Origin of the sequence: Streptomyces sp. NPDC024017 (assembly GCF_040638895.1) — a bacterium.
Classification (GTDB): Bacteria; Actinomycetota; Actinomycetes; order Streptomycetales; family Streptomycetaceae; genus Streptomyces.
Genome location: NZ_JBEZYZ010000002.1, coordinates 619,511 through 632,016, shown reverse-complemented (window position 1 = coordinate 632,016; position 12,506 = coordinate 619,511). Strand labels below are relative to the sequence as shown.

At 70.4% G+C, this 12,506-nt stretch carries 12 protein-coding genes, 1 tRNA gene and 1 pseudogene; 7 read left to right on the top strand and 7 right to left on the bottom strand.

What is annotated here, in order from left to right:
- Positions 1 to 244: 244 nt before the first annotated feature.
- Positions 245 to 919: a Crp/Fnr family transcriptional regulator gene (locus tag AB0G20_RS07695; RefSeq protein WP_020129286.1), complete on the top strand. Its 675-nt coding sequence runs from the start codon at positions 245 to 247 to the stop codon at positions 917 to 919.
- An 88-nt stretch (positions 920 to 1,007) separates the two neighbouring features.
- Here the strand turns inward: AB0G20_RS07695 and AB0G20_RS07690 are convergent, their stop codons facing one another.
- From AB0G20_RS07690 to AB0G20_RS07675, 4 genes are all read right to left on the bottom strand, one after another.
- Entirely contained in the window at positions 1,008 to 1,838 is an 831-nt protein-coding gene (locus AB0G20_RS07690; RefSeq protein ID WP_361297324.1) for an MBL fold metallo-hydrolase, read from the bottom strand.
- Positions 1,835 to 2,704, bottom strand: coding sequence for an NUDIX hydrolase (locus AB0G20_RS07685; protein WP_361297321.1), 870 nt, complete (start codon positions 2,702 to 2,704; stop codon positions 1,835 to 1,837). The genes AB0G20_RS07690 and AB0G20_RS07685 overlap by 4 nt, the downstream gene beginning before the upstream one ends.
- A 93-nt stretch (positions 2,705 to 2,797) precedes the next feature.
- Positions 2,798 to 3,259 (bottom strand): RidA family protein, encoded by a 462-nt coding sequence (locus tag AB0G20_RS07680; protein ID WP_175433869.1) that lies wholly within the window; start codon positions 3,257 to 3,259, stop codon positions 2,798 to 2,800.
- Positions 3,259 to 3,417 carry a DUF4177 domain-containing protein gene (locus AB0G20_RS07675; protein WP_097218487.1) on the bottom strand — a complete coding sequence of 53 codons (159 nt, stop codon included), beginning with the start codon at positions 3,415 to 3,417 and terminating at the stop codon, positions 3,259 to 3,261. The genes AB0G20_RS07680 and AB0G20_RS07675 overlap by 1 nt, the downstream gene beginning before the upstream one ends.
- Positions 3,418 to 3,535: 118 nt before the next feature.
- On the opposite strand from AB0G20_RS07675, the gene AB0G20_RS07670 reads away from it, so the two are divergent.
- The gene (locus AB0G20_RS07670; protein ID WP_361297316.1) at positions 3,536 to 4,513 is read left to right on the top strand and encodes an ArsA-related P-loop ATPase; all 978 of its coding nucleotides are present in this window, start codon (positions 3,536 to 3,538) and stop codon (positions 4,511 to 4,513) included.
- Between the two features lie 49 nt (positions 4,514 to 4,562).
- Entirely contained in the window at positions 4,563 to 5,963 is a 1,401-nt protein-coding gene (locus tag AB0G20_RS07665; RefSeq protein ID WP_361297313.1) for an ArsA-related P-loop ATPase, read from the top strand.
- Positions 5,964 to 6,079: 116 nt separating this feature from the next.
- Here the strand turns inward: AB0G20_RS07665 and wblA are convergent, their stop codons facing one another.
- A complete protein-coding gene (wblA, locus tag AB0G20_RS07660) occupies positions 6,080 to 6,418 on the bottom strand; it encodes a transcriptional regulator WblA (protein WP_053669668.1) in 339 nt (112 codons plus the stop codon).
- A gap of 408 nt (positions 6,419 to 6,826) precedes the next feature.
- Between wblA and AB0G20_RS07655 the strand changes: the two genes are divergently transcribed.
- Entirely contained in the window at positions 6,827 to 9,109 is a 2,283-nt protein-coding gene (locus AB0G20_RS07655) for a transglycosylase domain-containing protein (RefSeq protein ID WP_361297309.1), read from the top strand.
- Between the two features lie 71 nt (positions 9,110 to 9,180).
- On the opposite strand, the gene AB0G20_RS07650 is transcribed toward AB0G20_RS07655, so the two are convergent.
- On the bottom strand, positions 9,181 to 9,645 hold the full coding sequence (locus tag AB0G20_RS07650; RefSeq protein WP_361297306.1) for a GatB/YqeY domain-containing protein: 465 nt from the start codon (positions 9,643 to 9,645) through the stop codon (positions 9,181 to 9,183).
- Positions 9,646 to 9,780: 135 nt separating this feature from the next.
- Here AB0G20_RS07650 and AB0G20_RS07645 point away from each other — a divergent pair, with 135 nt between their 5' ends.
- The 3 genes from AB0G20_RS07645 (at position 9,781) to AB0G20_RS07635 (ending at position 11,666) form a co-directional block, all read left to right on the top strand.
- Positions 9,781 to 10,719, top strand: a complete 939-nt coding sequence (locus tag AB0G20_RS07645) for a metallophosphoesterase (RefSeq protein ID WP_361297303.1) — start codon at positions 9,781 to 9,783, stop codon at positions 10,717 to 10,719.
- 55 nt (positions 10,720 to 10,774) lie between these two features.
- Positions 10,775 to 11,545, top strand: a complete 771-nt coding sequence (locus tag AB0G20_RS07640; RefSeq protein WP_361297300.1) for a Pr6Pr family membrane protein — start codon at positions 10,775 to 10,777, stop codon at positions 11,543 to 11,545.
- Positions 11,546 to 11,592: 47 nt separating this feature from the next.
- Positions 11,593 to 11,666 (top strand) — tRNA-Pro (locus AB0G20_RS07635).
- Between the two features lie 106 nt (positions 11,667 to 11,772).
- On the opposite strand, the pseudogene AB0G20_RS07630 reads toward AB0G20_RS07635, so the two are convergent.
- Positions 11,773 to 12,111, bottom strand: a pseudogene (locus AB0G20_RS07630) (LacI family transcriptional regulator); the annotation flags it as partial.
- Positions 12,112 to 12,506 lie beyond the last annotated feature (395 nt).

The following is a 12,506-nucleotide window of genomic DNA, read 5'->3' as shown; positions in this document are numbered from 1 at the left end:
GCCCCCTCGGCCTGTGCTCTCACCGGCGATTTGGACACCCGGCCAGCCTAAGGCCCGGCACCGGCATCCGCCCCGGCCCCTGAAGATCGGCGCCCAATTGGACCCCTGCCGCGTACCCCGGGACACGTGTGCGGCATCCTTGTGACAGATCACACTGTTTGGACCGCCCGACAAAATGGGCACCACGGTCCCTCGGTACACGGGGGAGCAAGATCCCCTGAGCAGGTCGAATAGGAGAGAACTCGTGGACGACGTTCTGCGGCGCAATCCGCTCTTCGCGGCGCTCGATGACGAGCAGGCCGCGGAGCTCCGCGCCTCCATGAGTGAGGTGACCCTCGCCCGCGGTGACTCGCTGTTCCATGAGGGCGACCCCGGTGACCGCCTGTACGTGGTCACGGAGGGCAAGGTGAAGCTCCACCGCACGTCCCCCGACGGCCGCGAGAACATGCTGGCCGTGGTCGGCCCCAGCGAGCTCATCGGCGAGCTGTCGCTGTTCGACCCGGGCCCGCGCACCGCGACCGCCACGGCACTGACCGAGGTCAAGCTGCTCGGCCTCGGCCACGGCGACCTCCAGCCCTGGCTGAACGCCCGCCCGGAGGTGGCCACGGCACTGCTGCGCGCTGTCGCACGCCGGCTGCGCAAGACCAACGACGCGATGTCGGACCTCGTCTTCTCGGACGTCCCGGGCCGTGTCGCCCGCGCCCTGCTCGACCTGTCGCGCCGGTTCGGCGTGCAGTCCGAGGAGGGCATCCACGTCGTGCACGACCTCACGCAGGAGGAGCTGGCCCAACTGGTCGGCGCGTCCCGCGAGACGGTCAACAAGGCCCTCGCGGACTTCGCCCAGCGCGGCTGGCTGCGCCTGGAGGCCCGCGCGGTGATCCTCCTGGACGTGGAACGCCTCGCCAAGCGCTCACGCTGACGCGCACATCTGGCCGTACGTCATCGGGCCCCGTCTCCTCACGAGACGGGGCCCGACGTCGTGTCCGGCTGGGTCGGACGGGCCCGTGCTAGATGAGCCCGTGCTCCTCCAGATAGTCCATCTGCGCGCGTACCGACAGTTCCGCCGCCGGCCACAGGGAGCGGTCCACGTCGGCGTAGACGCGGGCGACGACCTGCGGAGCGGTGCGGTAGCCGTCCTCGACGGCCGTCTCGACCTGAGCCAGGCGGGTGGCGCGGTGGGCGAGGTAGTACTCGACGGCCCCCTGGGCGTCGTCCAGCACCGGGCCGTGGCCCGGCAGGACCGTGTGGACGCCGTCGTCGACCGTGAGGGAGCGCAGGCGGCGCAGGGAGTCCAGGTAGTCACCGAGGCGGCCGTCGGGGTGGGCCACGACTGTCGTGCCGCGGCCGAGGATCGTGTCGCCGGTGAGGACCGCCTGGTCGGCCGGGAGGTGGAAACAGAGGGAGTCGGCGGTGTGGCCGGGGGTCGGCACGACGCGCAGTTCCAGGCCGCCGGTGGTGACGACGTCTCCGGCGCCCAGTCCCTCGTCGCCCAGCCGCAGGGCCGGGTCGAGGGCACGCACGCGCGTGCCGGTCAGTTCGGCGAACCGGGCGGCGCCCTCGGCGTGGTCGGGGTGGCCGTGGGTCAGCAGGGTGAGGGCGACGCGCTTGCCGGCCTGCTCGGCCGTGGCGACGACCTGGCGCAGGTGTCCGTCGTCCAGCGGCCCCGGGTCGACCACCACGGCCAGGTCCGAATCGGGCTCGGAGACGATCCAGGTGTTGGTGCCGTCCAGGGTCATCGCCGACGCGTTGGGGGCCAGCACGTTGACGGCTCGCGCGGTGGCGGGCCCCGAGAGGACCCCGCCGCGGGGCTGTCCGGGAAGGGCGCTTGCGTCCGTCATGCGGTGGCTCCACCGGTCGCGATGTGCTTGGTGAACTCGTCGTGGCCCGGCCAGGAGAGCACGATCTCCCCGTCCACCAGGCGGGCGGTGGCCAGGACGGGCGTGAGGTCACGCCCCGGGGCGGCATCGAGCGCCTGGGAGGGCGTCTCGTACGCCGTCAGCTGGCGCAGGGTCGCGATGGTCGGCGGCATCATCAGCAGCTCGCCCTTGTCGTACCCGGCCGCCGCCTCGCGCGGGGCGATCCACACCGTGCGGTCGGCTTCCGTGGAGGCGTTGCGGGTGCGCTGGCCCTCGGGGAGCGCGGCCACGAAGAACCAGGTGTCGTAGCGGCGGGCCTCGAACTCCGGGGTGATCCAGCGGGTCCAGGCGCCGAGCAGGTCGGAGCGCAGGACCAGGCCGCGCCGGTCCAGGAACTCCGCGAAGGACAGGTCCCGGGCGACCAGGGCGGCCCGGTCCGCCTCCCAGTCGGCTCCCGTGGTGTCACCGACGACCGAGTCGGAGGCCGGCCCGGCGAGCAGCACGCCCGCCTCCTCGTACGTCTCGCGTACGGCCGCGCAGACGATCGCCTGGGCCGCCGTCTCGTCGACGCCGAGCCGGTCCGCCCACCACGCGCGCGTGGGGCCCGCCCAGCGGACGTGGTGGTCGTCGTCGCGCGGGTCGACACCGCCGCCCGGATACGCGTACGCGCCCCCGGCGAAGGCCATGGAGGCGCGTCTGCGCAGCATGTGGACGGCCGTGCCGCTGCCGGTGTCCTTCAGGAGCATGACGGTGGCCGCGCGCTTCGGGGTCACCGGGGTGAGGGTGCCGGCCGCGAGTGCACGGATGCGGTCCGGCCACTCCGGGGGGTACCACTGACCGTTCGCCATGGGCGCGAGGCTATCCCGTGACGGGCGGATGTTCGAGTGACCCCGGGGACGGATTCCGCAGCTGGGACCGCCGAAGGGAGTGCTGGGCGGGTGCTACGCGAGCTCCACCTGGATCTCGACCTCGACCGGTGCGTCCAGCGGCAGCACCGCGACACCCACCGCGCTGCGCGCGTGCACGCCCTTGTCGCCGAGGACCTCGCCGAGCAGCTCGCTCGCGCCGTTCAGCACCGCGGGCTGCCCCGTGAAGTCCGACGCCGAGGCCACGAAGCCGACGACCTTCACCACGCGCGCGATGCGGTCCAGGTCACCGGCGACGGACTTGACGGCGGCCAGGGCGTTCAGCGCACACGTGCGTGCCAGCTCCTTGGCCTCCTCCGGGGTGACCTCGGCGCCGACCTTGCCGGTGACCGGAAGCTTGCCCTCCACCATGGGGAGCTGCCCGGCGGTGTAGACGTACGGACCGGACTGCACGGCCGGCTGGTACGCGGCGAGCGGCGGGACCACGTCGGGCAGGCTCAGGCCGAGCTCGGCCAGCTTCGCCTCGACGGCGCCCATCACTGCTTCTCCCGCTTCAGGTAGGCGACGAGCTGCTCGGGGTTGTTCGGCCCGGGCACGACCTGGACGAGCTCCCAGCCGTCCTCGCCCCAGGTGTCCAGAATCTGCTTCGTGGCGTGGACGAGCAGCGGCACGGTTGAGTATTCCCACTTGGTCATGCGGCCGACTTTAGCCCCTGTCCGAGCGGGGTCGCGGACGCGGTCGGGGGCCGGCCTCGGCATGGGTTGTCCACAGCCTCCCGCGTAGCCCGGGCGCGGACTGGTTAGGCTCGAATACGTGAGCAGGCTCCAGGTCGTCAGCGGCAAGGGCGGTACCGGTAAGACCACGGTGGCCGCCGCACTAGCACTGGCTCTCGCCACGGAGGGGAAGCGGACGCTTCTCGTCGAGGTCGAGGGCCGTCAGGGCATCGCGCAGCTCTTCGAGACGCAGGCGCTGCCCTATGAGGAGCGGAAGATCGCCGTCGCTCCCGGGGGCGGGGAGGTGTACGCACTGGCCATCGACCCCGAACTGGCCCTTCTAGACTACCTCCAGATGTTCTACAAGCTGGGCAGTGCCGGACGGGCCCTGAAGAAGCTCGGCGCGATCGACTTCGCCACCACCATCGCGCCCGGCCTCAGGGACGTCCTCCTGACCGGCAAGGCGTGCGAAGCGGTGCGCCGCAAGGACCGCAGCGGGCGGTTCGCCTACGACTACGTCGTCATGGACGCCCCGCCGACCGGGCGGATCACGCGCTTCCTGAACGTGAACGACGAGGTCGCGGGCCTCGCCAAGATCGGCCCGATACACAATCAGGCGCAGGCCGTGATGCGGGTGCTGAAGTCGCCCGAGACGGCCGTGCACCTGGTGACGCTGCTGGAGGAGATGCCCGTCCAGGAGACCGTGGACGGCATCGCCGAGCTGCGTTCGGCCCGGCTGCCGGTGGGGCGGATCATCGTGAACATGGTCCGGCCGGAGGTGTTGGACGAGGCCGACCTGGAACTCGTACGGACGGTCCCGCGTTCCACTGTCGCGCGGTCCCTGTCGTCCGCGGGGCTCGGCGGGGCGCGGCGCGGCGGGCGTGCCGAGCGGCTGGTGGACCCGCTGCTGACGCAGGCCGAGGAGTACGCCGAGCGGTACACGTTGGAGCACGAGCAGCGTGCGGTCCTGGCCGAGCTGGACCTGCCGCTGCACGAACTGCCGCTGTTCGCCGAGGGCATGGACCTGGCGGGGCTGTACGAGCTGGCCCGCGAGCTGCGCGAGCAGGGCGTGTCATGAGCCAGGACAGACACGCAAGGCCCGTCATGAGTCGGAAGCAGGGGATGTCATGAGTCGTCCGGACCCGGCCCACACCCACGACCCGGCCCGCCCTCACCTCACCCCCGCGCGCCTGCTCGACATCGACCCGCTGCTGGAGAACCCGAAGACCCGGATCGTGGTCTGCTGCGGCTCGGGCGGGGTCGGCAAGACCACGACCGCGGCGGCCCTGGGCCTGCGCGCGGCCGAGCGGGGCCGCAAGGTGGTCGTCCTGACCATCGACCCGGCCCGCCGACTCGCCCAGTCCATGGGCATCGACTCCCTGGACAACACCCCGCGCCGGGTGAAGGGCATCGACGACTCCGCGGGCGGCGAGCTGCACGCGATGATGCTCGACATGAAGCGCACCTTCGACGAGATCGTCGAGGCGCACGCGGACCCCGAGCGGGCGGCCGCCATCCTGGCCAACCCCTTCTACCAGTCGCTCTCGGCGGGCTTCGCGGGCACGCAGGAGTACATGGCGATGGAGAAGCTCGGGCAGCTGCGCGCCCGGGACGAGTGGGACCTGATCGTCGTCGACACCCCGCCGTCCCGCTCGGCGCTGGACTTCCTGGACGCGCCCAAGCGGCTCGGCTCGTTCCTGGACGGCCGGCTGATCCGGCTGCTGACGGCTCCGGCGAAGCTGGGCGGCCGCGCCGGGATGAAGTTCCTGAACGTCGGGATGTCGATGATGACCGGCACCCTCGGCAAGCTGCTCGGCGGTCAGCTCCTCAAGGACGTCCAGACGTTCGTGTCCGCGATGGACACCACCTTCGGCGGCTTCCGTACCCGCGCGGACGCGACGTTCAAGCTGCTCCAGGCACCCGGCACGGCGTTCCTCGTGGTCGCGGCCCCGGAGCGGGACGCGCTGCGCGAGGCCGCGTACTTCGTGGAGCGGCTGGCCGCGGAGGACATGCCGCTCGCCGGGCTGGTGCTCAACCGGGTGCACGGCAGCGGAGCCGAACGGCTGTCGGCCGAGCGGGCGCTCGCCGCCGCGGAAAATCTTGAAGAGCCCCGCATTGTGGATCAGGAGGGCGGGAAAGCAGTACTTCGTAACTCCCCCGACGCACAGGACAGTTCAGACTCTCCCACGCCCGGAACACCAGCTCAGGCTCCGGCATCGGCTCCCGAAGGTGGCTCCCCCGCCGAAGACGCCGAGGACACCGGGAACACCGAGCGGTCCGTCGACCAGCTCACCGCAGGCCTGCTGAGGCTGCACGCCGATCGCATGCAGCTGCTCTCCCGTGAGCAGCACACGCGGGACCGCTTCACCGCGCTCCACCCCGAGGTGGCCGTGACGGAAGTGGGCGCGCTGCCCGGCGACGTGCACGACCTCGCGGGACTGCGCGACATCGGCGACCGGCTCGCGGCCGGCGAGCGCGAGCTTCCCGACTCCGCCGACCAGCCGGAGCCGCCCGAGGCGAGTGCCTGAGGGCAACCCGGCGAGGGCGCAGGGCTCGTGAGCGAGGCGAAGGACTGGCAGGCGATGGCGAAGGGCCCGGGAAGGGCCCTCAGACCTGGACCTGGGGAGCTCCCCGAGGGGACTCCTCAGCTCACCGCCGCATAGTTCTCGTAGATCTCGTCGTCGTCGAGGGGCAGAACACCGCACCCCCGCTCGTACTCCGAGCGCGCCGTCTCCAGCAGCCGGCGCCAGGAGGTCACCGTGGGACGCCTGCGCAGCAGTGCGCGGCGCTCCCGCTCCGTCATGCCTCCCCACACACCGAACTCGACGCGGTTGTCGAGCGCGTCGGCCAGGCACTCCGTACGCACCGGGCATCCGGTGCACACCGCCTTGGCCCTGTTCTGCGCTGCTCCTTGAACGAACAGTTCATCCGGATCGGTAGTGCGGCAGGCCGCCTGCGCACTCCAGTCGACTACCCAGCCCATACCGGCGCCGTCCTCTCCCGAATCGAGGCTCCCCCACGGCGGCAGCGGCATATTCACCGCCGCCAGTTGAGGACGTTACGGAAGGTGGGCACAGCGCAACACCCCCTTCGGGCCCAATCTTGAATGGCCCGAACGGACTATGGGTAAGCGGCAGATCACCCGGGGGAGTGAGCTGGCGGCATACGTAACTTTCCCGGCAAACCGGGACAGTTCAGCTGCGTCACAACGGACGCCGTATGACACACAAGGCGGATTCGGACACGGCCCCACCAAAAAAGTTGGGGAACACCCGGAACGATTCGGGGTCGCCGGACGTATTGATACGTGGCCTCACTGCTGTGACAGTTGTGAGCAGCTTAGGCCAAGGCCTATACGCCTGTCCGGCGAATGAGAACGTAGGCTGCCCTCATGCCAAAGAAGCGCTCGGGCGGTGGTCTGTCTCCCACGCAGCAGGCCGCCAAGTTCCTCGGTGTCAGTGTCCTCGCGGGAGCCGTGCTGGCGGGCATCGCGCTCCCGGCGGTGGGCGCGCTGGGCCTGGCGGCCAAGGGATCGGTGGAGAGCTTCGACGAGCTCCCGGCCAACATGAAGACCCCGCCGCTGAGTCAGCGCACCACGATCCTCGACGCCGACGGCGGCCAGATCGCCACGGTCTACTCGCGCGACCGCACGGTGGTCCCCCTCAAGGACGTCTCGCCGTACATGCAGAAGGCGATCGTCGCGATCGAGGACTCGCGCTTCTACCAGCACGGCGCGGTCGACCTGAAGGGCGTCCTGCGCGCCCTCAACAAGAACGCGCAGACCGGCGGGGTCTCCGAGGGCGCCTCCACCCTGACGCAGCAGTACGTGAAGAACGTCTTCGTCGAGGAGGCGGGCGACGACCCGACCAAGGTCGCGCAGGCCACCCAGCAGACCATCGGCCGCAAGATCCGCGAGCTCAAGTACGCGATCCAGGTCGAGGAGGAGCTGGGCAAGAAGAAGATCCTCGAGAACTACCTGAACATCACGTTCTTCGGCCAGCAGGCCTACGGCGTCGAGGCCGCGGCCCAGCGCTACTTCTCCAAATCCGCCAAGGACCTCAGCCTGGAGCAGGCCGCCCTGCTCGCCGGCATCGTGCAGTCGCCCAGCCGGTACGACCCGGTCAACGACGAGACGGAGGCCACCAAGCGCCGCAACACCGTGCTGGAGCGCATGGCGGCCGTCGGCGACATCTCCAGGGCGCAGGCAGCCGAAGCGATGAAGGCACCGCTCGGCCTGAAGGTCAGCAAGCCCAAGAACGGCTGCATCACGGCGGTCAAGGGCGCGGGCTTCTTCTGTGACTACGTGCGCGAGGTCTTCCTGAACGACCCGGTCTTCGGCAAGAGCAAGGAGAAGCGCGCGAAGATCTGGAACCAGGGCGGCCTCACCGTCCGCACGACCATGGACCCGAAGGCCCAGAAGTCGGCGCAGCGGTCCATCAAGGACCACGTCTACAAGAGCGACGAGGTGGCCACGGCCGTCTCCCTCGTCCAGCCGGGCACCGGCAAGATCCTCGCCATGGGCCAGTCGCGTCCGTACGGCTTCAAGAAGAACGAGACGCAGATCAACCTGTCCGTCGACCAGTCGATGGGCGGCGGCATGGGCTACCAGCCCGGTTCGACGTTCAAGCCGATCGTGGCCGCCGCGGCCATCGAGGACGGCATGCCGGCGAACAAGACGTACGCGTCGCCGTACCAGATGGCGTACCCGAGCCCCGTCTCGGCGTGTGACGGCAAGCAGTGGGTGAACGACCCCAACGCTCCGGCCAAGCTCGAGAACGAGAACTCCTCCGAGGTCGGCCCGTACGACATGCGGGAGGCGACCGCCAAGTCGGTCAACACCTACTACGTGCAGATGATCAGCGACATCGGCATCTGCCCGGTGACGACGATGGCGAAGAAGATGGGCGTCGTGCGGGCCGACGGCGACAAGATGCCCCAGGTTCCCTCCATCGCCCTCGGCACCCAGGAGATGTCCCCGCTGACCATGGCGAACGCGTACGCGACCTTCGCCTCGCGCGGGATGCACTGCACGCCGGTCGCCATCGAGTCGGTCAGCCGGCGGGTCGGTGACAAGACCTCGTCGCTCCCGGTGCCGAAGTCGACCTGCTCGCGCGCCATGTCGGAGAACACCGCGGACACGATCAACACGCTGCTGAAGGGCGTCGTCGAGGACGGCACGGGCTCCAAGGCCGGTCTCGGCAGCCGTCCCAGCGCGGGCAAGACCGGTACGACCGACGAGCGCTACGCGGCCTGGTTCGTGGGCTACACGCCGAACATGGCCGGCGCGGTGTGGGTCGGCGACCCGGCGCACAAGCGGAAGATGACCGGCATCACCATCGGCGGCCGGTCGTACGGCAAGGTCTTCGGTGGCGAGGTCCCCGGCCCGATCTGGCGCGACATGATGTCCGGCGCGCTGGAGGGCAAGCCCGTCGAGGACTTCAACACCGTCCACATCCCCGACAGCAAGCCCCGGGACCGCGGTGACGGGGACGAGGACGACGGCGATCGTGACGACGGGGGCAACGGCGACAACGACGGCTTCATCGGTGGCCTGGTCGGCGGCAACAACAACGGCGGAGGGGGCGGCGAGCCCACGCCTTCGTTCTCCATCCCGGAGGGCTTCATCCGGGGCCAGGGCAACGGCGGGAACGGCAACGGCGGCCGGTTCGGCTGAGCCGGCGGTGTGACAGAACGGCCCCCTCCTGCCCGTGGGCAGGAGGGGGCCGTCTTCGTTCCGCTGAAAGGTCAGCCGGCCAGCAGCTTCTTCACCGCGGCGGCGACGCGGCCGCCCTCGGCCTGCCCGGCCACCTTCGGGTTCACGATCTTCATGACCGCGCCCATGGCCCGCGGCCCCTCGGCACCGGCCGCCTTCGCCTCCTCGACGGCCTGGGCGACGATCTGCTGGAGCTGCTGGTCCGACAGCTGCTGCGGCAGGTACGTGGCGAGGACCTCGCCCTCCGCCTTCTCCCGCTCGGCCTGCTCGGGACGACCACCCTGCGCGAAGGCGTCGGCCGCCTCACGGCGCTTCTTCGCCTCCCGGGTGATCACCTTCTGCACCTCGTCGTCGGAGAGCTCGCGCTTCTCCTTGCCCGCGACCTCCTCCTTGGTGATCGCGGCGAGCGTCAGCCGGAGCGTCGAGGAGCGCAGCTCGTCGCGCTCCTTGATCGCAACGTTGAGGTCATCCTGCAGCTTCGACTTGAGCGTGGTCATGGAGTCGATTGTCGCAGGTGCGGCGGGAACGGCGCCCCTCGATTTAGGGGGCCCCGGCCGAAGGACCGGTGCCGTCAGGGGATTTCGGGCACCGCCCGGACACGGGCAGCCGCCGGGGTCTGACACGATGGTCGTATGCGCGCGCGATACGGAGTCCCCCTGGGAATCACGGCGGCCGGTGCCGCCGGTCTGTTGTACGCGGCGGGCTTCGAGGCCCGCTCCTTTCGCCTCCGCCGGGTCACCGTCCCGGTCCTGCCCCCGGGAATGCGCCCCCTGCGTGTGCTCCAGGTCTCCGACATCCACATGGTCGGCGGTCAGCGCAAGAAGCAGCGCTGGCTGCGTTCCCTGGCGGGCCTGCGCCCCGACTTCGTGATCAACACGGGCGACAACCTCTCCGACCCGGAGGGCGTCCCGGAGGTCCTGGACGCGCTCGGCCCCCTGATGGAGTTCCCGGGCGCGTACGTCTTCGGGTCCAACGACTACTACGGCCCCAAGCTGCGCAACCCCGCCCGCTACCTGCTGGAGAAGGCCCAGGGCCGCCACGGGCTCAACGGCAACGCGCCGGCCGAGGGCGTGGTGCACAACCCGTGGGAGGACCTGCGGGACGGCTTCGACGCGGCGGGCTGGCTCAACCTGACCAACGCGCGCGGCGAGCTCAAGCTCGAGGGGGGCTCGGTGGAGCTCACGGGCCTGGACGACCCGCACATCAAGCGGGACCGCTACGCGCAGGTGGCGGGCGGCCCGTCCGAGGCGGCGGACTTCTCGATGGGCGTCGTACACGCCCCGTACCTGCGCACCCTGGACGCCTTCACGGCCGACGCCTACCCCCTGATCCTGGCCGGCCACACCCACGGCGGCCAGCTGTGCATCCCCTTCTACGGCGCCCTGGTCACCAACTGCGACCTGGACACGGACCGGGTGAAGGGCCTGTCCACGCACACGGCGCAGGACCGTACGGCTTACCTCCACGTGTCGGCGGGCTGCGGCACGAACCGCTACACACCGGTACGGTTCGCGTGCCCGCCGGAGGCCACGTTGCTGACCTTGGTCGGGCGCCGGGACCGGGAGGGGTAACCCGCACAGCCCCGCCCGCATCGCCCCCTATGTCCGTTTCTGCCAGCGTGGGGGCATGACCGCCCCGATACCCCGGGACATCCCGGACCTCCCAGCGATACCGTCCCCGCCGGCACTGAAGCCCTCCCCCGTGCCCGCCACGGCCGTCGTCACCCCGGTCCGCCGCCCCGCGGCCGCGGCCTTCCGCCTGCTGGTCGCCCTCGCGGCGGCCGCGGGCGTGACGCTCGAACTGCTCCTCGGCGACCCGTCCCGGGTCCTGAGCCACTTCGCGATCCAGAGCAACATGCTGCTGGCGCTGGTCATGGTCCTCTCGGCCCGCCGCGCATGGACCGCCCGCCGCCCCCTGCCGGGTGCCGTACTGGGTGCCACGCTGCTCTACATCGTCATCGCGGCCCTGGTGCACCACCTGCTCCTGGCGAACGAGGCGAGTCCGTTCTCCCTCACGGGCGAGGCCGCCGTCCCGACCGGCTGGCAGGCCCTCTCCCACGGGGTGCTGTACACGGTGACCCCGATCGCGGCGGTACTGGACTGGCTCCTGCTCACGTCCCCCGGCCGCCTGCACCTCCGCCAGGCCAGCACCTGGCTCCTCTACCCCCTGGTCTACCTGGCCTTCTGCCTCATCCGCGGCGAGCTGCTCCTCCCGGGCACGCCCGACCGCTACCTCTACCCCTTCCTGGACGCCGGCCAGGACGGCTTCAAGCGCGTCCTCGGCAACGCCCTCCTCCTGGGCCTCGCCTTCTACGCCCTGGCCGTGCTCCTCGTGGCCCTCGACCACGCCCGCCCGAACCCCATCCGCCACCGCGGGAAAACCGGATTTCGTCTCTAGCCACCGGTGGGCTAAAGTAAACGTCGTCGCCGCGACAGCAGCGACATCGGGGTGTAGCGCAGCTTGGCAGCGCGCTTCGTTCGGGACGAAGAGGTCGTGGGTTCAAATCCCGCCACCCCGACAGCTGAAACATCAGGTCAGGGCCGGTTTTCCTTCACAGGAAACCGGCTCTGACTCGTTCCTAGGGGCCTCTGGGGAGTGGATCAAGGAAATCCACTCCCCGAACGTCACACCTGACGCGCTCCCAGCAGCACATCGAGCGCGCGCACCGGTGACCGCGCGTGCATGGCAGACCGTGCCGCCAACGCCTCCTCCCACTGCTCGGTCAGCTCGCCCATGAGCCGGTTCCTCATCCGCGCCGTGATGTGCGAGTAGCGGGCTTGCACAGAGCCATCCTCGTGTCCCATGCGTTCATCCATGAGTTTGGATGGGGTCCCGAGTTCCTCCGTGATTGTCTTGTGGGAGTGCCTGAGCCCGTGCAGAGTGAGACCCCGTGAGATCGGCAGCCAAGATGCGTCGGTGCGGCCCGAGGCATTCCGTCCCCGCGCCGGCACCCCTGGCCACGGGTGCGCCAAGGCCCGCGCACGGCGCGGGCGCGCGCCGCCTCTGCGGCGCGGCCTGCCTTTGTCTTCGCCCCGACTGGCCGCGCCCGGCGGCGCGCTGGGTGCGAGCGGGCAGAGGTAGAGAAAACTCTCTGTGGCTGGGCCTTCGGCTCCACGCTTTAGGAGCCGCTCTCTTTCCGAACCTCGTGTGCGAAGTCAGCTGGTCAGGTATGGGATTGCAGCTGTCGCGAAGTTTCGGCTCGTTGCCGGTCGGGATGTTGCGAGGGTGTGGGGATGCCGTCGATGTGGGCGCTTCTGGAAGCGAGGCGGAAGGCCGCTGCGGTGCGAGGGGAGGAACTCGAAGCTGAACTGGAGCGGGTGCCGACGGACTTGGCGCACGCGGGAGAAACCTCAGGCGC